Here is a 20357-nt window from a genome sequence, read left to right as displayed (position 1 = left end):
GACTATGGCGTGCGTTTTAGCGCCTTTTTTATGGGGTAAACGCGGCATGGCGGCTGCGCTACCCCTTTGCCAAGGCACTTTTCTCGATGCGCGCGCCCACGTTACGCGCCATTACGCGAACGCGCGAGGCGCGGCATCAGCGCGGCGAGCGCATCCAGTCCTTCGTCGATATGGGCGACGTCCATCGCGCCGTAGCCGAACATAAGCCCCTGGTCGGGGCGCGCCTTCACATAAAACGGCGTGAGCCCGTAAATGCCGAGCGAAACGTCGGCGGCCGCACGCACCAGCGCCGCCTCGTCGACGGAAGCGTTAAGCCGTGCCGCGAGATGAATGCCCGCGGTGGTCGGCATGATCGGCGCTAACCACTCGGAAAGCGGTCCTCGCAGATGCGTGAGCAACGCTGCGCGCCGCGCGGCGTACTCCTTGTGCATGCGGCGCAGGTGCCGCGCGAAGTCGCCGTTGAGCATGAAGGTGGCGAGCGCACGCTGCGTGAGCGTGCAGCCGTGCCAGTCCGTTGCCTTGCGCGCCGTGACGAGCGGCTGCGCCAGCGACGCCGGCGGCACCACGTATCCCACGCGCAGTTCGGGAAAGATGGTTTTCGAAAACGTGCCTACGTAGGCCACGATTGCGCTGCGATCCAGGCTTTTGAGCGGCTCCATAGGACGCCCTTCGAAACGGAACTCGCAGTCGTAGTCGTCCTCGATAATCACGGCGCCGCGTTGCTGCGCCCATTCGAGCAAGGCGACGCGACGCTCGAGGCTCATCGGCATGCCGAGCGGAAACTGATGCGAAGGCGTCACGTAGACGAGCCGGGCGTTCTTCGGCAACCGCTCGACAATCAGCCCTTCGTCATCCACCGGCACCGGCACGACCTTCGCGCCCGCCGCGAGCAGACAGGCACGCGCCGGCGGATAGCCGGGGTCTTCGATAGCCGCGACATCGCCCGGGCGCAGCACGACGCGCGCGATCAGATCGAGCGCATGCTGCGCGCCCTGCGTGACGATCACGTCCTCCCAGTTGCTCGCCACCGCGCGGCTGAACGCGAGATAGCGCGAAATCGCGAGACGCAATTCCTGCTCACCCGCCGCCTCCCGATAGGCGCCCACGCCGCGGGCCTGCGCGCGCAGCGCCTGGTTCACGCAACGGCGCCAGACGTCGAAGGGAAAGCGCGACTTGTCCGTCACGCCGCCCATGAAATCGACGCGCAGACGTCGATCGGAACGCGGTAACAGCTGCGTTTGCGATAGCGCCTCCCACACGGGCGCGGCCTTCGCGAGCGTTCCTGCGCCCGGGCGCTCGTGGGCCGCACGAGACGCATGAGACACATGAGGCGCGCGGACGCCTCCGGTCATCCGCATCTGCACAGAAGGCTCGGACGGCAGCCGTTGCAGGCCCGTTGCGACGAACGTGCCCGAACCGGCGCGCGCAGTGAGATAGCCTTCGGCGAGCAGCCGTTCGAACACGTCCAGAGTCGTCTTGCGCGATACGCCCAGTTGCACCGCGAGGTCGCGTGTGGAAGGCAGACGCGTGCCGCCGGCGAGCCGTCCCTCGACGATTCCCGCGCGCAACTGCCTGTAGATCTGCCCTGCCAGGTCGTGGCGTCCTTCTACGGTGACGTGAATGTCCATCGCGACTCCTCCGCTCCCCGGCTCCTCGTCTTCGAAGCAGCTATTCTGGCAGACCGCATTCGCGATCGACCCGTGAAGCAGCTGACCGGCAGCCGGACAGCCCGACGCAAAAAAGCCCCGCCATGCGGGGCTTTCTGCCTTCCAGGTTGAAACCGAAGCCGAATCGCAATCTACGTCCGCCCTCAATGCACGAGGGCAAACCGACGCAGCCGCCGCAGCGCTACACGAATCAGTCCAACGCAGCCGAGGCGGCAGCGCGACGCTCGTCGGCCTGCGCACGCGCACCGTTCGACGACCGATGATGTTCAGACGAAAGCCGCCGCATCAGCGGCAGCAGCACCACCGCAATCGCAACGCCCACCGCCGCGAGCCAGCCGAGCCCCCAGAACAGCTTCGTATAGAGCGGCAACGAGGTCAGCGGATCGAGCTCGCCGGAAGGCATCTGCGCGAAATTCGCCACCACGCTGCCCAGATACTGCGAAACACCGGTCGCGACGAAATACGCGCCCATCATGAAGCCGCTCATGCGCGCGGGCACGTAGCGCGCGATCATCGCGAGCCCGAGGCCGCTCACAAGCAGTTCGCCGAGCGAGTAGAGTCCGTAGCCCCACACCATGAACCACGACGACACACGGCCCTCCACGGCGTACCGGCCGCTCACCGCGAAGACGAAGAAGCCCGCGGCCACCACCGCGAAGCCCGCGGCGAACTTGCCCGCCACCGGCACGTCGCGGCCGTTGCTGGCGAGCCGCGTGTACAGCGTGGCGAGCAACGGCGAGAGGACCATGATCCAGATCGGGTTGAGCGCCTGGAACTGCGCGGCGCTCCACGAAAACAACGGCACGCCCGCAATCGAGAACAGCGGGTCGACATTGCGCAGCGCAAACAGCGTGAGCGAGGTCGACATCTGCTGATAGAAGATGAAGAACAGAATGGACTGCAACGTGAGCACGAGCGCCGCGATCAGCCCCGCGCGTTCGGCGCGTTCGCAGCGCGCGAGCATCCACGCGAAGATCGCGAGAATCGCAACGCCAGCCGCATAGACGCAGGCCACGGCAATCGCCTTGTGCTGGAGCACGAACACGGTGGCCAGGCCGAGCGCGATGCCGCCCAGCGCCACCGCCGCCGCGCGCGTGAGCTTGAGCGGTTGCGCGTCCGGCGCCGAACCCACGTGCGCCACCGTGCGATACATGAGCGCGAAATTCAGCACGCCAAGCACCATGCCGGCGCAGCACACCGCGAACGCGGCGTGCCAGCCCCAGTGGTCCTTGATCCACGGCGTAGCGAGCATCGACACCGTGGAGCCCACGTTCACCGCCATGTAGTACATCGTGAACGCGCTGTCGATGCGCGCTTCGTCGCCTTCATAGATGCGACGCACGAGGTTGGCGGCGTTCGCCTTGAAGAGCCCGTTGCCCACCACGATCACACCGAGCGATGCATACATGTGATCAAGGCTGTCGTCGGGCATGGCGAGCATCAGATAACCCACGGCGAGCACCGCTGCACCGAAGATCATCGTGCGCCGCGCGCCCAGCACCTTGTCGCCGATCCAGCCGCCAATGGAAGGCGCCGCATAGACCAGCGCCGTAAAGGCGCCCCAGGTGAGGTTGGCGTGCCCGTCGGCGAAACCGAGCTTGTCCACCATGAACAGCACGAGCAGCGCGGCCATGCCGTAATAGCCGAAACGCTCCCACATCTCGATCAGAAAGACCGTCGAGAACGAGCGCATCTGCGAAACAGGTTGATTCATCGGGTACCTCGTGTGGATGCAATTGCAACGACGCCCGGGGCTCACCGCCCGGACCATGCGTGAAGAAACGGCGCAGCCGGCATCACGCCGGAGCGCTCATTTGCGCTTGCGCGTCGAAGAAGACAAAGCAGGGGAAAAAGCGAGGCAGGAAGGCGGCCCGAGGCCATGCCGGCTGCGTGACCGACATTCGTCGCGTGGCGACACGCGAAAGCGTTTCGTGCAAGTGGAAGTGCGGTTCATTTTTCAGGTCTGCAGGCGAACGCCCCGATCAGGGTGTGCCGTTGCGAGGTGCCGCACGCAGGATCGCTGCGCGCGACAGGGCTGCAAATCAAAGGGTATTGCAGGGAAAATGCAGGCGATGCGAAAGGTTATGTCGCGCCGCTAGCGCAGCGATTCTGCAGACGATAGACGCTTCGATCACCCAGGGTTATCCCGGCGCCGGATTGTAGCCCGCAAAATTCAGCCGTGCTCGATGTCAATAAGCGGCACGTCGAGCAGGCGCGCAAGCCCTTTGCCGCCTTCGCGCATCACGTGGTCGTGATTCCATTGGAAGAGCGGCCGGGCAAGGGGAGCCACGAGGTTCATCCACGGCCGCATGGTGCGTACCTGCCATTCGTAGCGAATGACCGTCACGCCGTCCTGCTCTGAAAAACGCCACCGGCCGGCGCCTTCCACGGCGCCCGTGGCATAACCGTCGAGTGCGACAAGAGGCTCGATGCGCGTCACGCGCATGTCGAACACGAGCCGGTACGGCAGCGCGCCCTTCCACGTGTAGCGATGCAATGCGCCGATGCCGCGTGTGTCGCCGGCCTCGATGGCTTCCACGCGCTCCACGCTCTTCCACCATTCAGGCCACCGCGCGCAGTCTTCTATGGCGGTCCACACCGCCTGCAACGGCGCGTGGATGCGCCATGTCGTCGTGAACGCGTACTGGCTGTTGCGCACGGCAGCCTCCGTGGTCGTGTGCCGGTTCTTATTCTGAACCGGCGCGAAGCACATGGAGGTCCCGGTCCGTGCCGGCGAGGCCCAAACGGAATCAGTAACGGTCGATGCGATTGCCGTTGATCTGCACGCGGTCGCCAGGACGCAGATCGCCGGGGTTGCTCACATCGAACGCGCGCGACGAGCCGTCGCTCAGTTGCACCACGACGCGGTAGCCCGACGGCGTCGACGTGCTATTGCTGTATTGCTGGCCGATCTGGTTGCCGGCCACCGCGCCACCCAGCGCGCCCACCACCGTCGCGACATCGCGGCCGTGGCCGCGTCCGAACTGGTTGCCGATCACGCCGCCCACCAGCGCGCCCGCCACCGTGCCGACCACACCGCCCGTGCTCGCCGGACCGCCGTTTGAAACGAGCGGCTGGATGCTCGACACCACACCGTATTGCGCACCATAACCCGCGGCAGGCTGCTGCGGATACGGCTGCGGCGCAGGCTGCTGCGGGTAGCCCTGCGTGTCGTATTGCTGCTGATAGCCCGGCTGTGCATACGGCTGCTGCACGTACCCCGGCTGCGAGTAAGCCGGCTGAGGCTGGGCATACGCCGGTTGCGCCTGGTACACGCCGCCGTACGACGATCCATAAGGCGACGGTCCCGGCACGGCACATCCGGTGAGCGCAAGTGCCGCGCCTGCCGCGATGGCAGCGGTCCCAACAAAAAGCCTGACTGAACGCGTGTTTTTCATGATCTGTACTCGATGTGCTGCCGTCGCGGTGGTGCCCGCGCCCGCGGGCGTAACGGATGATGCGCGGAGTATAGGGAAAGGCGCCGCCGATTTTTCGTGGTCCCGAGTAACAGTGTGTAAAGTCTTTTGCCGCCCATCGCGCGGGCCTCGCCAGGCCGCGTCGATAGCCCGTCGGAAAGAAAAACGTGCGAGGAATAACGCCGCTCCATTGAGTGTTGTGTGGGCATGTCATAACGACAACGAGGCGCGACGCCATGCACCCACCTTCCCTGTGCCGCAACGTGCGGCTCGCCGTCGTAACAGGCAGCGCGAGCCTGTTTGGCCTCGTCAGTGCGTGCTTCGGCGAAGACGGCGCCACGTGCGTCCATTTCGCCGACAGCGCAGCGCTCGCGCGCGCCGCTGCATCGAATCAACCGACCTTCAGCGCGATCCTGATGGACGCGCAAAGCGACGCGGCATCATCACCGCCCGCTCTCGCGCAGCGCAGCGGTCACGAGGATTCGCGCGTGCCGCTCATCGCGGTGGGCATCCGCGGCGGCATCGACGCCGCCGAGCAACTGCTCGATGCCGGCGCCGATGAAGTGGTGCTCTCCCCGGTCGATTCGCGCGAACTCGTCTTGCGCGTGCATCTCGCACTACGACGCACGTGTGGCAGCGCGGGGCCCACCCACGCAGACGATCGGCTCGTCGTAGGCGCGTATGCGCTCAACCGGCGCACGTGCACGGTGCACATCGGCACGCAGACCATCGACCTCACGCCACGCGAGTTCGCCGTGGCGTGGATCCTGTTTTCGCGGTGCGGGGAATATGTGAGTCGCCGGCAGATGGCCGGCGCGGTGTGGAGCAGTTCGGACGACATCGTGGGACGCACGCTCGAACAGCACATCTACAAACTGCGCAAGAAGCTGGAGTTGAACGGCACGCGTGGGGTGCAGCTGCGTGCCGTGTATGCGCGCGGCTATCAGCTGGATGTGGCGGACGTCGCAACGTCCGCCGAAGTCGCATAGCGGTACACGTCAGTCTGTAACGCGGTCAGTTCAGCAGATCCGGCGACGGAGACGGCGTATGCGAATCCATCCAGTCGTACGTGTCGTTGCTGTTGGCCCATGCCCAGTTTCGTGCTGGCACGGCCGCGCGTGTCGCGTTGCTGCTATCCGTACGCACTTCGGCATGCGCACGGCGCAGTTCTCCGCTCCGCAGTTCTCCGCTCTCATCGTGCACGCGGCGCGCGACGTTGGCGCGTTGGAAAGTCGAGTCGTCAAAGCTCATGGCCTTCTCCTTGCAATCAGTTTTCGCGGGCGGACTCGCATTCGAGCGACGCGGCCACCAGTTCCGCAAACCGCTCCAGTGCCGCGACAGAGCCATGCACGGTGCGGTATTCCTCGCGCCCGATGCGCGCATCGAGCACGACCGTCATGCCAGCCTGCCGGGCGAGATCGACGATATCCATCTCATGCTCCACGTCCGCAAATGCGATTGAGTCAGGTTGATCGGTTCAGCAGGGCTACCACTTCTGGCCGCCCGTTGATGCGTAAGTTGGAGCATTTCCCGATTTGCATCAACGGGGCAGCGCTGAATTCATAGTTTGCTGTTCCACAACAATGGCTGAATCGCCCGCCTGGCGGGGCTTTGCGGGGTCTTGAACCCCTCGCCCGCCTCGCAGGTGCGCCGAGCATCGTGCCTCGCTGTGGTGCCTCGTGCGCCTTGCCTCGGTGCACGCGCCGCTTCGTGAACGCGCACGGCGGCTTGCAAACGGCCTTCAACGCGCGTGCCGTGCGCACGCACACATGCGGCGCAACGCTTGCCCTGTAGGGCCTGCGCGCGTCTATAGCGGCTTCGGCACGAACCTCTGGCACAGAACTCGCTAAGTTACCCCGCGAGAGGTGCGAAGCAATTTGCATCATCTTAGGATCGCTAGGGTTCCGGTCGTGACCGCTGCGCAAGCCGCACACACGACGCCTGGTCCGAGAGCAATCCGGTCTCGTCTCCACCTTCCTGCAAGGCGGCGCCGAGGCTCCACGGAGGGATAAAAGCCCGGGAGGTCGCGATGTCGTTCGTCGCCCTCTCACGCTTTGTCCAATCCGACCCAGGAGCCTCCATGCCGTCCAGCCTCCCCGCCGACGCCGCGCTGCCCGCTACACGGGACACGTCCCTCCCCGCCATCACGCCGCTGTGGGAAACCGTGATTCCCGCGGGCACCCACTGGTCCGCCGTCGTGCGCCGCGGCCTCGCGCTGCGCATCGTCGATATGGAAGGCGGCGCGAATCTCGCTGCCGTGTTCTATCGCCAGGAAGATCCGCTCGAACGCTACAACATGGCCGACACGTTGAAGGCCCAGCACACCGCGCACCTCACGCGCGGCCACGTACTGTATTCGGACATGGGGCGCGTCATGGCGTCGATTACGGCCGATACGCTCGGCTGGCACGATCCGCTCGGCGGCGTAGGCGATGCCGCGCTCTTCGCGCACAAGTACGGCACCGCGCGCTATCAAACGCATCGCAACGACATGATCCGCAACGGCCGCGACAGCCTCGTGCTCGAACTCGCGAAGCACGGCCTTGGCGAGCGCGACCTCGTGGCCAACGTGAACTTCTTCAGCAAGGTCGCCGTGGGCGACGACGGCGCGCTCGAATTCGTGCCGGGCCATTCGCCGGCGGGAAGCACGTTCGATCTGCGCTTCGAAATGAACACGCTTGCAGCGTTCTCCACGGCGCCGCATCCGCTCGACCCGCGTACGCAGTACGAGCCCAAGCCCGTGCGCGTGATCGCATACCGCGCCTATGCCGCTGACGCATCCGCCCCCGCCGACGACCCGTGCCGCACCGCCTGCCCCGAGAACACTCGCGGCTTCATCAACACCGACCGTCTGTTCGCGTAAGGAGCGCCGCCATGCCGATCATCGAAAGCGCGCTCGATCTGCGCCATGCCCACTACGACTTCACGCTGCCCGCGGGCGAGCCCTGGCTGCACGATGTGAAGCGCGGCGAGACGCTGCGCATCATCGACTTGGAAGGCAACCAGGCCGTGGACACGCTCTTCTACAGCAGCGCCGACCGGCACGAACGCTATAGCGCGCAGGACACCATTCGCGCGCAGCGCAACCTGTACCTCACGGCGGGCAGCGTGCTGATGTCGAATCGCGGCAACGCGTTGCTCACCATCGTTGCAGACACCTGTGGCCGTCACGACACGCTGGGCGGCGCCTGCGCGGCCGAGAGCAACACCGTGCGCTACGCGCTCGAAAAGCGCCACATGCACAACTGCCGCGACAGCTTCCTCAACGCGATCACGCATTGCACGTGCGGCGCGGGCGCGCTGCTCACGAAGCGCGACATCGTGAGCAACATCAACTTCTTTATGAACGTGCCAGTCACGCCGCTTGGCAAGCTCACGTTCGAAGACGGCATCTCGGCGCCGGGCAAGTACGTGGAAATGCGTGCGGAGCAGGACGTCACGGTGCTCATCTCGAACTGCCCGCAGCTCAACAACCCGTGCAACGGCTATAACCCGACGCCCGTGCGGCTCGCGATCTGGAGCGCCTGATGGCACATACGCTTCAGAAAACCTTCGACAAGGTCCTCATCGCGAACCGCGGCGAGATTGCCTGCCGCGTGATCCGCACGCTGAAGCGGCTCGGCATCGCGTCGGTCGCCGTGTATTCGGAAGCCGACCGTCACGCCATGCACGTCATGCAGGCCGACGAAGCCGTCTGCATCGGGCCCGCGCCCGCCGCCGCGAGCTACCTCAACGCGGCCGCGATACTCGATGCGGCGCGCCGCACGGGCGCTCAGGCCATTCATCCGGGCTACGGTTTTCTCTCGGAAAACGCGGCGTTCGGCGAGGCATGCGAAGCGGCAGGGCTGCGTTTTATCGGCCCACGTCCGGAGCAGATGCGGCGCTTCGGCCTCAAGCACACGGCGCGCGAACTCGCGCAAGCGAGCGGCGTGGCGCTGCTGCCCGGCACCGGGCTGCTCGCCGATGCAGCGGCGGCACTCGACGCCGCCGCCACGCTCGGCTACCCCGTCATGCTCAAGAGCACCGCGGGCGGCGGCGGCATCGGTATGTCGCTGTGCCGCGACGCGGCGCAACTGGAGGCGGCGTTCGCGTCGGTGGCGCGGCTTGGCGAAGCGAACTTCGCGCACGCGGGCGTCTATCTGGAAAAGTTCGTCGAACACGCACGCCACATTGAGGTGCAGGTGTTCGGCGACGGCGCGGGCAACGTCATCGCGCTCGGCGAGCGCGATTGCTCGGTGCAGCGGCGCAACCAGAAGGTGATCGAAGAAACGCCGGCACCGGGGCTCTTGGACGAAGAACGCGCCGCCCTGCATGCCACCGCCGTGCGCCTCGCGAAGTCGGTCGACTATGCCTCCGCGGGCACCGTCGAATTCGTGTTCGACGTCACCACGCGCGCGTTCTACTTTCTCGAAGTCAACACGCGGCTCCAGGTCGAGCACGGCGTGACCGAGGAAGTGACGGGCGTCGATCTGGTGGAGTGGATGATCCGCCAGGCCGAAGGCACGTTGGCGCCGCTCGCCACGTTGGCGCAAGCGGTAAAAGCGACGCAGGCGCCGCGTGGCGCAAGCATTCAGGTGCGCGTCTACGCCGAAGACCCGAACAGGCACTTTCAGCCCGGCTCGGGCACGCTCACGCACGTCGCGTTTCCCGCCGATGTGCGCGTGGACACCTGGGTCGATGCCGGCACGGAGGTGAGCGCGTTCTACGATCCGCTGCTCGCGAAGATCATCGCGACCGGCGAGTCGCGCGAAGCCGCGCTCGCGAAGCTGCGCGGCGCGCTCGCCGAAACGCGGCTCTACGGCATCGAAACGAATCTCGACTACCTGCGCGCGATTGCGGGCTCGCCCACGTTCGCGAGCGGCGAGCAGACCACGGGCTTTCTCGGCCGCTTCCACTTCGCGCCGCACACCATCGACGTGCTCGACGGCGGCGTGCAGACCACGGTGCAGCAGTTGCCAGGGCGGCTCGGTTACTGGGACATCGGCGTGCCGCCCTCGGGGCCCATGGACGACCTCTCGTTCCAGCTTGCCAACGAATTGCTCGGCAACGCGCCTGATGCCGCGGGGCTCGAATTCACGATGGTCGGCGCCACGCTGCGCTTCAATACGGAGACGCTGTTCGTGCTGGGCGGCGCAGCGCTCGCTGCCACGCTCGACGGCGAGCCGGCGCCGTTCTGGACCGTGACGCGCGCAGCCGCAGGCGCGGTGTTGAAGCTGGGCGGGGTGACAGGCGCGGGCATGCGCGCGTGCCTCGCCGTGAAGGGCGGCCTGGACGTGCCCGACTATCTGGGCAGCAAAGCCACCTTCACGCTCGGTCAGTTCGGCGGCCACGCGGGCCGCGCGCTGCGTAAAGGCGACGTGCTGCACGTCGGCACGCACGCGGGCCACGGCGAGCCCGGCGCCACGCTCGCACCCACGCGCGTCCCTGTCCTCACGCACGCGTGGGAGCTGCGCGTGCTGGACGGCCCGCACGGCGCGCCCGACTTCCTCACGCCCGACGACATCGCGATGCTCTACGAGGCGCACTGGACCGTGCACTACAACTCGAGCCGCACAGGCGTGCGCCTGATCGGCCCGAAGCCACAATGGGCGCGCACGGACGGCGGCGAGGCCGGGCTGCATCCGTCGAACATTCACGACAACGCGTATGCGATTGGCGCCGTGGATTTCACGGGCGACATGCCGGTGATTCTCGGCCCCGACGGCCCGAGCCTGGGCGGCTTCGTGTGCCCCGTCACGGTGATCGGCGATGACCTGTGGAAGCTGGGGCAGCTGCGCCCGGGGGATACGGTGCGGTTTGTGCCGGCAGATGCATCCGCTCTTGCGTCGGCACTTGCGTCCGCATCTGCATCCGCATCTACATCGTCAGGCACGAAGCCGAACGCAGCACACGACTGCGTACTCCACCGCGACGACCACGCAGGCGACGGCGTCGGCGTGGTCTATCGCCGCTCCGGTGACCGCAACCTGCTGATCGAATACGGGCCGCCCGTACTCGACCTCAAGCTGCGCTTTCGCGTGCACGCCCTGATGGACTGGCTCGCCGCGAACCCGTTGCCCGGCATCGTGGACCTCACGCCCGGCATCCGCTCGTTGCAGGTGCATTTCGACAGCGCGACGCTCTCGCGCGAGCGGCTGCTCGACCATCTGCGCGAAGCCGAGGCCGCGCTGCCCGCCGTGGACGCCATGCGCGTGCGCAACCGCATCGTGCATCTGCCGCTTTCGTGGGACGACCCGTCCACGCGCATCGCGATCGAACGCTACATGCAGTCGGTGCGCCCCGATGCGCCCTGGTGCCCGAGCAACATCGAGTTCATTCGCCGCATCAATGGGCTGGAAAGCATCGACGACGTGAAGCGCATCGTGTTCGACGCGCGTTACCTCGTGCTCGGGCTGGGCGACGTCTATCTCGGCGCGCCTGTTGCGACGCCCGTCGATCCTCGGCATCGGCTCGTCACCACCAAGTACAACCCCGCGCGCACGTGGACGCCCGAAAACGCCGTGGGCATCGGCGGCGCGTATCTGTGCGTCTACGGCATGGAAGGCCCGGGCGGGTACCAGTTCGTCGGACGCACCGTGCAGATGTGGAACCGCTACCGCACCACGAAGGAGTTCGTCGCGGGCAAGCCGTGGCTGCTGCGCTTCTTCGACGAGATCCGCTTTTTCGAAGTGAGCGAAGCCGAACTGGCCGAGTGGCGCAGCGACTTCATCGCGGGGCGCCGATCGCTACGCATAGAAGAGTCGGTGTTCGATCTGGGTGAGTACGAACGCTTTTTGAAGGACGAAGCGGAGTCCATTGCGGCATTCAAGTCGCGCCAGCAAACCGCCTTCGAAGCCGAGCGCGAGCGGTGGCGCGCCGCGGGCCAGGCGGACTACGCCGCGGAGGGCGAGGCAAATGCGAACGGCGCCGCAGGCGATGCAGCGGATGAAGCGGCTCTGCCCGACGACCGCCGCGCGATTGCCGCCGACGTGTCGGGCAGCGTCTGGAAGCTGCTGGTCGCCGAGGGCGAACGCGTGACCGAAGGGCAAGACGTGGCGATCGTGGAGTCGATGAAGATGGAAGTGGCCGTGGCTGCGCCTGCGGACGGCGTGATCGAAACCATCGGCTGCGCGGCGGGCGATGCCGTTGTCGCAGGCCAGCGGCTGATGGTGCTGCAGATAGCGAGTGCCGCCGCGCCTTGCGTCGAGACAACCACAAGCACAAGCGCAACCGCAACCGCAAACGCGACCGGCGAGGAGGCTACATGCAAGTGAACGTTCAATCCGAAGTGGCTGAGTCGATGTCGATAGCGTCGCTGCGCGCCCGCTATCTCGACGGCAGTCTTACGCCCGCACAGCTGGTGGAGGCGCTCGCCGCGCGCACATCGGGCGAGGACACGCACCACGTCTGGATTCGCACCCTCACGCGCGACGAGATGATGGCTTACGCGCAGCGCCTGGAGGGCCGCGATCCCGCTACGCTGCCGCTCTACGGCATCCCCTTCGCGATCAAGGACAACATCGACCTCGCAGGCGTGCCCACCACGGCCGGCTGCCCCGCCTACGCGTACACGCCGGAACGCAGCGCGCCCGTGGTGGAGCGGCTGATCGCCGCCGGGGCGATCCCCGTGGGCAAGACGAATCTCGATCAGTTCGCCACGGGCCTCTCGGGCCAACGCTCGCCTTATGGCGCGTGCCGCAACGCGCTCGACCCGCGCTACGCGTCGGGCGGCTCCAGTTCGGGCAGCGCCGTGGCGGTGGCGCTCGGGCTCGCGGCGTTTTCGTTAGGCACCGACACCGCCGGCTCCGGGCGCGTGCCTGCGGCCTTTCACGGCCTCGTGGGCCTCAAGCCGACCAAGGGCGTGTTGAGCACGCTCGGCGTGGTGCCCGCGTGCCGGTCGCTCGATTGCGTGTCGATCTTCGCGCAGTCGGCCGGCGACGCCGCACGTGTATTCGACGTGGCCCACGGCGTGGCGGATAGCGACCCGTATGCGCGTGCCTGGCAGCCCTCCGCCAGCGCTTTCGCGTTCGCGCCCGCCACGCTGCGTGGCGTGCGCTTCGGCGTGCCGCGCCAGGCGCAACTCGCGTTCTACGGCGACGACTCGTACGCCGCCGCATTCGATGCCGCGCTGAACAAGCTGAAAGCCGCGGGCGCCGAACTCGTGGAAATCGATTTCGAGCCGTTCCTCGCCACCGCGCGACTGCTCTACGAAGGACCGTGGGTCGCGGAACGACTCGCCGCCATCCGAGCGTTCTTCGAGGCGCAGCCTGACGCGCTGCATCCGGTCACGCGGCAGATCATCGGCGGCGCGGCACGCTGGAGTGCCGCGGACGCGTTCGCCGCCTTCGACCGCCTCGCCGCACTACGCTTGCAGGCGGAACAGGTCTGGACGCAGATCGACGTCATGGTCACGCCCACGTCGCCCACCACGGCGACGATTGCGGAACTCGAAGCCGATCCCATCGGCGTGAACGCGCGCTTCGGTTACTACACGAACTTCGTCAATCTGCTCGATCTCTCTGCGCTCGCGGTGCCTGCGGGCGTGTGCGCCGAAGGTGCGCATGCGGGGTTGCCGTTCGGCGTGACGTTCGTGGGCCGCGCTCACGACGATGCGGCGCTGCTTGCGCTTGCGCGGGCGTGGCTCGGTGAAACGCAAGAGGCGTCTATGCCTTCCGCACGCGTCGAACCGCAATCGACGCATGGCGCCACCGTCCGCGTCGCCGTCGTCGGTGCGCATCTGAGCGGCGAGCCGCTCAATGAGCAGCTCACAGAACGAGGAGCGCGGCTCGTCTCGACCACGTCGACGGCGCCGGCCTATCGGCTCTACGCGCTGCCCATCGCGACGGCTGGCACGCCGGTAAAGCCCGGCCTCGTTCGCGTGAGCGAAGGCGGCACAGCTATCGAAGTCGAGGTGTGGGACATGCCAGTGGCCGCGTATGGCTCGTTCGTGGCGGGCATTCGCGCGCCGCTCGGCATCGGCACACTCACGCTCGCCGACGGCAGCACGGTGCAGGGCTTCCTGTGCGAGAACGCAGCGCTCGCAGGCGCCGAGGACATCAGCGCATTCGGCGGCTGGCGCGCGTATCGGCGTCATGTTTCGCAGACCGCTGAGCCGCCAGCCCGCGAGAGCGCCAGTGCCGCCGAAACGCCATGAGCCGCACCGTCACCGAAAAGAAACGAGACCCAACCCAACCGATTCACTGAAGCAAGCCGTTGACCATCCTGCCTGGAGATCACCCATGAAGACGAAGTTCGCAATCGCATCCGGCTCGCCCTCGCGAGCCGCCACGAGCGCCGCGGTTCTCGCGAAGCGCTCGGTATGCCGGTGGCTCGCGCGTGCGGCCGGGGCCGCCGCGCTCGCCACGGGGCTCTTCGCCGCCGCGGCGCAGTCTGCTGCTGCCGCGCCGCTGCGCGTGGGCTACAGCGACTGGCCGGGCTGGGTCGCATGGCAAGTCGCCATCGACAAGGGCTGGTTCAAGGAAGCCGGCCTCGACGTGCAGTTCGAATGGTTCGACTACGCCGCCTCCATGGACGCCTACGCCGCCAACAAGCTCGATGCCGTGCTCGTCACGAACGGCGACGCGCTCACGATGGGCGCGAACGGCGCGAAGAACGTGATGGCGCTCATCACGGACTACTCGAACGGCAACGACATGGTGGTCGCGAAGCCGCCCGCGCGCACGCTGAAAGACCTGAAGGGCAAGAAGATCGGCGTGGAGTTCGGTGTGGTCGATCATCTGCTGCTGCTCGACGCGTTGCAGCGCAACGGCATGAAGGAAAGCGACGTGACGCTCGTGAACGCGAAGACCAACGAGACGCCCCAGGTGCTCGCCTCTGCGGACGTTTCCGCCATCGCCGCCTGGCAGCCGAACGCGGGCGAGGCGCTGCGTCAGGTGCCGGGTTCGCGTCCGGTGTTCACGTCGGCCGACGAACCGGGGCTCATCTACGACGTGCTCGCCGTGAACCCCGTGAGCCTCGCTTCGCATCGCGCGGACTGGGAAAAGCTCGCGAAGGTCTGGTACCGCGTCGTGCATTACATCGGCGATCCGGCCACGCAAGCCGACGCCGTGAAGATCATGGCGAACCGCGTGGGCCTGAAGCCGGAGCAATACCTGCCGCTGCTCAAAGGCACGAAGCTGCTCACGCTGCCCGAAGCGCGCGCAGCCTACGTGAAAGGCGACGGCTTCAAGTCGCTGTACGGCTCGAGCCGCACCGCCGATGCGTTCAACGTGAAGTACGCGGTGTACAAGACGCCGCAGGACGTGAATGCGTATATCGATCCGTCGCTGACGGCAGCGCTGAAGTAACACGGTCACGGGCACTGCGCCCGTGACCGCCAAAGAACATTGCTGGAGAACGCCATGGCCGGAATGAGTCAGACGGGATGGTTTGCCGTGCGGCGCGAACTGCCGCCGCGCGCGAAGTGGATGCTGGGCGCCGGCTCGTTCCTGCTGCCGCTCATCGTGTGGTGCATCGTGAGCTATGTGCCGTTCATCTGGCATCCGCAGATGCTCATCACGACCCCGGGCAGCGTGGACTATTTCCAGCCCGGCATGCGCGTGGACAAGGCCGTGTTCGCCGACGAACTGGAGCACGCGCGGCAGACGCACGCCGCACTGCCCGCAGGCATGAGCGCGAATCCCGTCTATCTGCCGGCGCCGCACGAAGTGCTGCGCGCGTTCTATACGGCGTTCACCACGCCGCCCGCGGGCCAGGACGGCGTGTGGCTGCACCAGAGCCTCTGGCACAGTGTCCAGGTGATCTTCTGGGGCTTCGTGGTGTCGTCGGTAACCGGCGTGCCGCTCGGCATTGTGTGCGGCACGTACAGCGCGCTCGCGCGGCTTCAGGAGCCGTTCTTCGAGTTCTTCCGCTATTTGCCGGCGCCCGCGTTCGGGGCGCTCATGGTCGCGATACTCGGCATCTACGACGCGCCGAAGATCGCCATCATCGTGATCGGCACGCTCTTTCAGCAGGTGCTCATCATCGCCAACACCACGCGCAAGCTCGAATACGGGCTGCTGGAAGCAGCGATGACGCTCGGCACGCGGCGCCTCAAGCTGCTCACGCACGTGGTGGTGCCCGGCATCTTGCCGGACCTCTACCGCGATCAGCGCATTCTGCTGGGCTGGGCGTGGACCTATCTGATCGTCGCGGAACTAGTGGGCACGAGTTCGGGCATCACCTGGTACATCACGCAGCAGGCGCGGTACCAGCATTTCGACAACGTCTACGCGGCCATCATGATGATCGGCATCATCGGCCTCGGCACGGACCTCGTGCTCGCGCTGCTCGGCCGCAAGCTGTTTCCGTGGGACCGTACGCTCAAGGCGTGAGGTTCGCTGCACGGTTCGCTGTATTCGCATCGACTCTCAAGGAGCGCAACATGCTGTCCCCGCAATCCATACCCGACTACCTCCTGCAGTCCGATGCGGTACGGGCGCGCTTTGCGCGCCTCAAGGCCCGCGAACCCGTGCTGGAGGTTCGCAATCTGGGCAAGCGCTTCGCGTCGCCGCAAGGCGAGCACGTCGCGCTCAACAACGTGAGCTTCACGACGCACCGGCGCGAGTTCGTCTGCGTGATCGGACCGTCGGGTTGCGGCAAATCCACGCTGATCCGCATTCTCGCGGGGCTCGAAACGCAGACGAGCGGCGAAGTGTGCGTGAACGGCAAAGCCGTGGACGGCCCCGGCGCCGACCGCGGCATGGTGTTCCAGGGCTACACGCTGTTCCCCTGGCTCACGGTAAAGAAGAACGTGATGTTCGGGCTGCGCATGAACGGCCAGGGCGCGGCCGAAGCGGAACGCGAAGCGCTGCAATGGCTCGATCTGGTGGGCCTCGAGAAATTCGCGAACGCGTACCCGCATCAGCTTTCGGGCGGCATGAAGCAGCGCGTGGCGATTGCGCGCGCGCTCGCGAACCGGCCGCGCATCCTGCTCATGGACGAGCCGTTCGGCGCGCTCGACGCGCAGACCCGCGCGAAGATGCAGGCGCATCTGCTCGACATCTGGCGCAACGTCGACATCACGATCCTGTTCATTACCCACGACCTGGACGAAGCGATCTTTCTCGCCGACCGCATTCTCGTGCTGAAGGCGCATCCGGGTGAGGTGCAGGAGTTGATCGAAGTGCCCGTGCCACGGCCGCGCAGCTACGAGCAGTTCACGTCGCCGGAATTTCTCGCCACGCGCGCAAGGCTCGACGCGTTGATTCACCCGCCGCAATCGCACGAATCGCCCGAGGACGAGGCGCGCGTGAGCCCGCACATGATCCGCATGACGGACGTCAACGACGAGGTGGAGTGAGCACAGGCGCGCCGCAAATAGCAACACTTCACTCGCTCAAGTTTTGTGCAGCCCCGCCGATAAGCGGTTTGTCGGCCCACCGGACGCGGTTCTATCAGGACAGCTGATTTCGAAAACTTCTTCCGGTATGCCGCCGATAGAATCGTCGAGGCCCACACGGGTATCCGCGTCATGCGGCGACACCGCAGGGCACCAAAACAGAGACATCCTGGGGATTGCAGCCATGAAACACGCATTGAGCCTCTTCGCACGCGACGAGCGCGGCGTAAGCGCCATGGAATACGCCATCATGGCGGGCATTGTGGCGGTGGCGCTGACGGCTGTCGGCGTGGCCTTTAGCAACAACATCGGTGCGCTTTTTACGAACCTGTTCACGCAGGTGACCGCGGCGCAGAACTCCGGCAGTTCCAGCTAAACGGGATGATTTGATGCGCGCCGGGCTGCACGGGCTTCGTCCACGTGCGGCCTGGCGAGAGAGCGGCCTTTAGCGGATCGGCTCTTCATCTCTTCATCATTTGCTGGCGTCGGCCTTTAATTTCGACTATATTGGAAATATGGAAGAAATCGATGTCATTCGCGCCCTGGCGGCGCTCGCTCACGCGCTTCGGCTTCGCGTGTTCCGCATGCTGGTGGTGGCAGGTCCGGCAGGACTCACGCCAGGCGCCATCGCGGGGCAACTGGACATTCCCAACGCGACACTCTCCTTTCATCTGAAGGAGTTGATGCACGCGGGGCTCGTCACGCAGGAACGCGATGGGCGCAGCCTGATTTATCGAACCGCCTTCGAGCAGATGAATGCGCTGCTCGGCTTTCTGACCGAAAACTGTTGCCAGGGCGAGACGTGCCTCACGCCCGGCGCCGATTCCTGCAAATGCTGAAGGAGAACATTCATGAAGCGGTTTCACGTCCACGTCCACGTTGAGGACCTTGCAGCCAGTGTCGCTTTCTATACGAAGCTGTTTGCCGCCGAACCCGCGCGGATCGAAACGGACTACGCGAAATGGATGCTGGACGATCCCCGCGTGAACTTCGCCATTTCGACGCGCGGCACAAAGGCCGGCGTGGATCATCTGGGCTTCCAGGTTGACCACGCCGACGAACTCGCCGAACTCGCGCAGCGCGCCCAGGCTGCGGACATGGCCTTGCTGGACCAGGGCGAAACCACCTGCTGCTATGCGCGCAGCGACAAGCACTGGATCGTGGATCCGCAGGGCATCGCCTGGGAGCATTTTCATAGCCTCGGCAGCGCGCTCGTCTACGGCGAGAGCAACCGGCAATTGCCGGCTTCAGGCGCATCTTCCTGTTGCGCCCCGCGTGGCAACACCTCATGCGCGGCCGCGGCACCCGCCGCTGGCGAGCAATGAGGCGATGGCCGCGATGACCACCAACGTACTCATTCTCTGCACCCACAATTCAGCACGCAGCGTACTGGCCGAAGGCATGCTGAACCATTGGGCGCACAAGCTCGGCAAGGACGTGCGCGCCTATAGCGCCGGCAGCGCACCGAGCGGCCGTATCAACCCGTTTGCGCTGCAAGCACTCGCAAACGCGGGCGTCGACACCCAGGGCTATCGCAGCAAAAGCTGGGACGAATTCGCGGCAGACGGCGCGCCCCGAATGCGCATCGTCATCACGGTGTGCGACAGCGCGGCCGCGGAACAATGTCCGTTCTGGCCGGGAAGCCCCGTCAAGGTCCATTGGGGCTACGCCGATCCGTCCAATGCGCCGGGCGGCGACGAAGGCAAACGGCAGGCGTTCGAACTCACGCGTGAGGCCATCGGTTATCGCATGCTGCAGTTGCTCGCCCTTCCGCTGGATCGTCTGAACGATGCCGAGCTTCAGCATGCGCTGGACGACATCCTGAAAAGCTGAGCCTTCTTTTTGCGAATCGCCTCATGACCGCCACCAACGTCACCGCTTCGAACAAGCCGCCTGCGGAACCGCCTGCAAAGCCGCCTGCCAAGCCGCCCATCGGCTTCTTCGAGCGCTACCTCACCGTCTGGGTCGCGCTGTGCATCGTTGCCGGCATCCTGGCCGGACAGTTTTTCCCGGCCGTTTTCCAGGCCATTGGCCGCATGCAATACGCCCAGGTCAACTTGCCGGTGGGCCTGCTGATCTGGGTAATGATCATCCCGATGCTCGTCAAGGTGGACTTCGGCTCGCTGCACGAGGTCCGCCAGCACATCAAGGGAATCGGCGTCACGCTGGTCGTGAACTGGCTCGTCAAGCCCTTCTCGATGGCGTTTCTCGGCTGGCTCTTCATCAAGCATCTCTTTGCGCCGATGCTGCCTGCCGCGCAACTCGACAGCTACGTTGCGGGACTCATCCTGCTGGCTGCCGCGCCCTGCACGGCGATGGTGTTCGTCTGGAGCCGGCTGACCGGGGGCGATCCGCTCTTCACGCTCTCGCAGGTGGCGCTCAACGACAGCATCATGGTGGTCGCCTTTGCACCGCTCGTCGGCCTGCTGCTCGGCATCTCGGCCATCACCGTGCCATGGGCGACGCTCTTCACTTCGGTGGTGCTCTATATCGTGATCCCGGTCGCGCTTGCGCAGATGCTTCGCAAGGCGCTGCTCGCGAGAGGCCAGGCGGCATTCGATGCCGCGATGGCAAAGATCGGGCCGTGGTCCATCACGGCGCTGCTCGCCACGCTCGTGCTGCTGTTCGCGTTCCAGGGCGAAGCCATCCTCGATCAACCTCTGGTGATCGCGCTGCTCGCGGTGCCCATCCTGATCCAGGTGTTCTTCAACTCGGCGCTTGCCTACTGGCTCAACCGCGCAGTGGGCGAGAAACACAACGTGGCCTGCCCGTCAGCGCTCATTGGCGCATCCAATTTCTTCGAGCTGGCGGTTGCGGCCGCCATCAGCCTGTTCGGCTTCAATTCCGGCGCGGCGCTGGCCACGGTGGTGGGCGTGCTGATCGAAGTGCCGGTCATGCTGCTCGTGGTCCGTATCGTCAACCGTTCAAAGGAGTGGTACGAGCGTGCGTAAGGTA

19 protein-coding genes and 1 riboswitch are annotated in these 20357 nt (G+C 65.9%); of the genes, 13 read left to right on the top strand and 6 right to left on the bottom strand.

Translation table 11 applies throughout. The annotated features are described in order from the left end of the window. Positions 1 to 101 precede the first annotated feature (101 nt). From pdxR to PKKP23_RS11340, 4 genes are all read right to left on the bottom strand, one after another. The gene (pdxR, locus tag PKKP23_RS11355; RefSeq protein ID WP_126876953.1) at positions 102 to 1628 is read right to left on the bottom strand and encodes a MocR-like pyridoxine biosynthesis transcription factor PdxR; all 1527 of its coding nucleotides are present in this window, start codon (positions 1626 to 1628) and stop codon (positions 102 to 104) included. A 229-nt stretch (positions 1629 to 1857) separates the two neighbouring features. After that, complete coding sequence (locus PKKP23_RS11350) at positions 1858 to 3381, bottom strand: peptide MFS transporter (protein ID WP_126876952.1); 1524 nt, start codon at positions 3379 to 3381, stop codon at positions 1858 to 1860. A 459-nt stretch (positions 3382 to 3840) separates the two neighbouring features. Then, complete coding sequence (locus PKKP23_RS11345; RefSeq protein ID WP_126876951.1) at positions 3841 to 4326, bottom strand: SRPBCC family protein; 486 nt, start codon at positions 4324 to 4326, stop codon at positions 3841 to 3843. Between the two features lie 91 nt (positions 4327 to 4417). Next, entirely contained in the window at positions 4418 to 5065 is a 648-nt protein-coding gene (locus PKKP23_RS11340) for an outer membrane lipoprotein (protein ID WP_126876950.1), read from the bottom strand. Positions 5066 to 5319: 254 nt separating this feature from the next. Here PKKP23_RS11340 and PKKP23_RS11335 point away from each other — a divergent pair, with 254 nt between their 5' ends. Then, on the top strand, positions 5320 to 6072 hold the full coding sequence (locus tag PKKP23_RS11335; protein ID WP_126876949.1) for a response regulator transcription factor: 753 nt from the start codon (positions 5320 to 5322) through the stop codon (positions 6070 to 6072). 25 nt (positions 6073 to 6097) lie between these two features. Here the strand turns inward: PKKP23_RS11335 and PKKP23_RS11330 are convergent, their stop codons facing one another. Both PKKP23_RS11330 and PKKP23_RS34090 read right to left on the bottom strand, forming a co-directional pair. After that, positions 6098 to 6334: a hypothetical protein gene (locus PKKP23_RS11330; protein WP_017774962.1), complete on the bottom strand. Its 237-nt coding sequence runs from the start codon at positions 6332 to 6334 to the stop codon at positions 6098 to 6100. Positions 6335 to 6350: 16 nt separating this feature from the next. Beyond that, the gene (locus PKKP23_RS34090) at positions 6351 to 6515 is read right to left on the bottom strand and encodes a hypothetical protein (protein WP_017774961.1); all 165 of its coding nucleotides are present in this window, start codon (positions 6513 to 6515) and stop codon (positions 6351 to 6353) included. Between the two features lie 453 nt (positions 6516 to 6968). After that, positions 6969 to 7108: riboswitch (guanidine-I (ykkC/yxkD leader) on the top strand. A 55-nt stretch (positions 7109 to 7163) separates the two neighbouring features. Here PKKP23_RS34090 and PKKP23_RS11325 point away from each other — a divergent pair. The 12 genes from PKKP23_RS11325 (at position 7164) to arsB (ending at position 20353) form a co-directional block, all read left to right on the top strand. After that, positions 7164 to 7946 carry an urea amidolyase associated protein UAAP1 gene (locus tag PKKP23_RS11325; protein WP_240658915.1) on the top strand — a complete coding sequence of 261 codons (783 nt, stop codon included), beginning with the start codon at positions 7164 to 7166 and terminating at the stop codon, positions 7944 to 7946. 11 nt (positions 7947 to 7957) lie between these two features. Beyond that, positions 7958 to 8611 carry an urea amidolyase associated protein UAAP2 gene (locus PKKP23_RS11320; RefSeq protein ID WP_126876948.1) on the top strand — a complete coding sequence of 218 codons (654 nt, stop codon included), beginning with the start codon at positions 7958 to 7960 and terminating at the stop codon, positions 8609 to 8611. Next, positions 8611 to 12336: an urea carboxylase gene (gene uca, locus PKKP23_RS11315; protein WP_126876947.1), complete on the top strand. Its 3726-nt coding sequence runs from the start codon at positions 8611 to 8613 to the stop codon at positions 12334 to 12336. Before PKKP23_RS11320 ends, uca begins: the two co-directional genes overlap by 1 nt. Then, on the top strand, positions 12327 to 14216 hold the full coding sequence (gene atzF, locus PKKP23_RS11310; RefSeq protein WP_126876946.1) for an allophanate hydrolase: 1890 nt from the start codon (positions 12327 to 12329) through the stop codon (positions 14214 to 14216). Before uca ends, atzF begins: the two co-directional genes overlap by 10 nt. An 85-nt stretch (positions 14217 to 14301) precedes the next feature. Further along, on the top strand, positions 14302 to 15369 hold the full coding sequence (locus tag PKKP23_RS11305; protein ID WP_240658913.1) for an ABC transporter substrate-binding protein: 1068 nt from the start codon (positions 14302 to 14304) through the stop codon (positions 15367 to 15369). Between the two features lie 54 nt (positions 15370 to 15423). Next, on the top strand, positions 15424 to 16395 hold the full coding sequence (locus PKKP23_RS11300) for an ABC transporter permease (RefSeq protein ID WP_126876945.1): 972 nt from the start codon (positions 15424 to 15426) through the stop codon (positions 16393 to 16395). A gap of 50 nt (positions 16396 to 16445) precedes the next feature. Next, positions 16446 to 17363 (top strand): ABC transporter ATP-binding protein, encoded by a 918-nt coding sequence (locus PKKP23_RS11295; protein WP_126876944.1) that lies wholly within the window; start codon positions 16446 to 16448, stop codon positions 17361 to 17363. A gap of 223 nt (positions 17364 to 17586) precedes the next feature. Continuing rightward, the gene (locus PKKP23_RS11290) at positions 17587 to 17778 is read left to right on the top strand and encodes a Flp family type IVb pilin (protein WP_026121470.1); all 192 of its coding nucleotides are present in this window, start codon (positions 17587 to 17589) and stop codon (positions 17776 to 17778) included. 139 nt (positions 17779 to 17917) lie between these two features. Continuing rightward, on the top strand, positions 17918 to 18241 hold the full coding sequence (locus PKKP23_RS11285) for an ArsR/SmtB family transcription factor (RefSeq protein WP_126876943.1): 324 nt from the start codon (positions 17918 to 17920) through the stop codon (positions 18239 to 18241). 12 nt (positions 18242 to 18253) lie between these two features. Beyond that, positions 18254 to 18727: an ArsI/CadI family heavy metal resistance metalloenzyme gene (locus PKKP23_RS11280; RefSeq protein ID WP_017774951.1), complete on the top strand. Its 474-nt coding sequence runs from the start codon at positions 18254 to 18256 to the stop codon at positions 18725 to 18727. Positions 18728 to 18740: 13 nt separating this feature from the next. Beyond that, complete coding sequence (locus tag PKKP23_RS11275) at positions 18741 to 19235, top strand: arsenate reductase ArsC (RefSeq protein WP_126876942.1); 495 nt, start codon at positions 18741 to 18743, stop codon at positions 19233 to 19235. Between the two features lie 23 nt (positions 19236 to 19258). Then, positions 19259 to 20353, top strand: a complete 1095-nt coding sequence (gene arsB / locus PKKP23_RS11270) for an ACR3 family arsenite efflux transporter (RefSeq protein WP_126876941.1) — start codon at positions 19259 to 19261, stop codon at positions 20351 to 20353. Positions 20354 to 20357: the final 4 nt, after the last annotated feature.

Source organism: Paraburkholderia kururiensis JCM 10599 = LMG 19447, assembly GCF_003986935.1.
In the GTDB taxonomy this organism is placed as follows: Bacteria; Pseudomonadota; Gammaproteobacteria; order Burkholderiales; family Burkholderiaceae; genus Paraburkholderia; species Paraburkholderia kururiensis.
The sequence above is the reverse complement of the archived record's forward strand: the minus strand, read 5'-3'. Positions and strand labels throughout refer to the sequence as shown.

What these genes read in the sequence shown, in the direction of transcription:
- pdxR (WP_126876953.1), bottom strand. Translation starts at nt 1,628, where the DNA reads ATGGACATTCACGTCACCGTAGAAGGACGCCACGACCTGGCAGGGCAG.
- PKKP23_RS11350 (WP_126876952.1), bottom strand. Translation starts at nt 3,381, where the DNA reads ATGAATCAACCTGTTTCGCAGATGCGCTCGTTCTCGACGGTCTTTCTG.
- PKKP23_RS11340 (WP_126876950.1), bottom strand. Translation starts at nt 5,065, where the DNA reads ATGAAAAACACGCGTTCAGTCAGGCTTTTTGTTGGGACCGCTGCCATC.
- PKKP23_RS11335 (WP_126876949.1), top strand. Translation starts at nt 5,320, where the DNA reads ATGCACCCACCTTCCCTGTGCCGCAACGTGCGGCTCGCCGTCGTAACA.
- PKKP23_RS11330 (WP_017774962.1), bottom strand. Translation starts at nt 6,334, where the DNA reads ATGAGCTTTGACGACTCGACTTTCCAACGCGCCAACGTCGCGCGCCGC.
- PKKP23_RS34090 (WP_017774961.1), bottom strand. Translation starts at nt 6,515, where the DNA reads ATGGATATCGTCGATCTCGCCCGGCAGGCTGGCATGACGGTCGTGCTC.
- PKKP23_RS11325 (WP_240658915.1), top strand. Translation starts at nt 7,164, where the DNA reads ATGCCGTCCAGCCTCCCCGCCGACGCCGCGCTGCCCGCTACACGGGAC.
- PKKP23_RS11320 (WP_126876948.1), top strand. Translation starts at nt 7,958, where the DNA reads ATGCCGATCATCGAAAGCGCGCTCGATCTGCGCCATGCCCACTACGAC.
- uca (WP_126876947.1), top strand. Translation starts at nt 8,611, where the DNA reads ATGGCACATACGCTTCAGAAAACCTTCGACAAGGTCCTCATCGCGAAC.
- atzF (WP_126876946.1), top strand. Translation starts at nt 12,327, where the DNA reads ATGCAAGTGAACGTTCAATCCGAAGTGGCTGAGTCGATGTCGATAGCG.
- PKKP23_RS11305 (WP_240658913.1), top strand. Translation starts at nt 14,302, where the DNA reads ATGAAGACGAAGTTCGCAATCGCATCCGGCTCGCCCTCGCGAGCCGCC.
- PKKP23_RS11300 (WP_126876945.1), top strand. Translation starts at nt 15,424, where the DNA reads ATGGCCGGAATGAGTCAGACGGGATGGTTTGCCGTGCGGCGCGAACTG.
- PKKP23_RS11295 (WP_126876944.1), top strand. Translation starts at nt 16,446, where the DNA reads ATGCTGTCCCCGCAATCCATACCCGACTACCTCCTGCAGTCCGATGCG.
- PKKP23_RS11290 (WP_026121470.1), top strand. Translation starts at nt 17,587, where the DNA reads ATGAAACACGCATTGAGCCTCTTCGCACGCGACGAGCGCGGCGTAAGC.
- PKKP23_RS11285 (WP_126876943.1), top strand. Translation starts at nt 17,918, where the DNA reads ATGGAAGAAATCGATGTCATTCGCGCCCTGGCGGCGCTCGCTCACGCG.
- PKKP23_RS11280 (WP_017774951.1), top strand. Translation starts at nt 18,254, where the DNA reads ATGAAGCGGTTTCACGTCCACGTCCACGTTGAGGACCTTGCAGCCAGT.
- PKKP23_RS11275 (WP_126876942.1), top strand. Translation starts at nt 18,741, where the DNA reads ATGACCACCAACGTACTCATTCTCTGCACCCACAATTCAGCACGCAGC.
- arsB (WP_126876941.1), top strand. Translation starts at nt 19,259, where the DNA reads ATGACCGCCACCAACGTCACCGCTTCGAACAAGCCGCCTGCGGAACCG.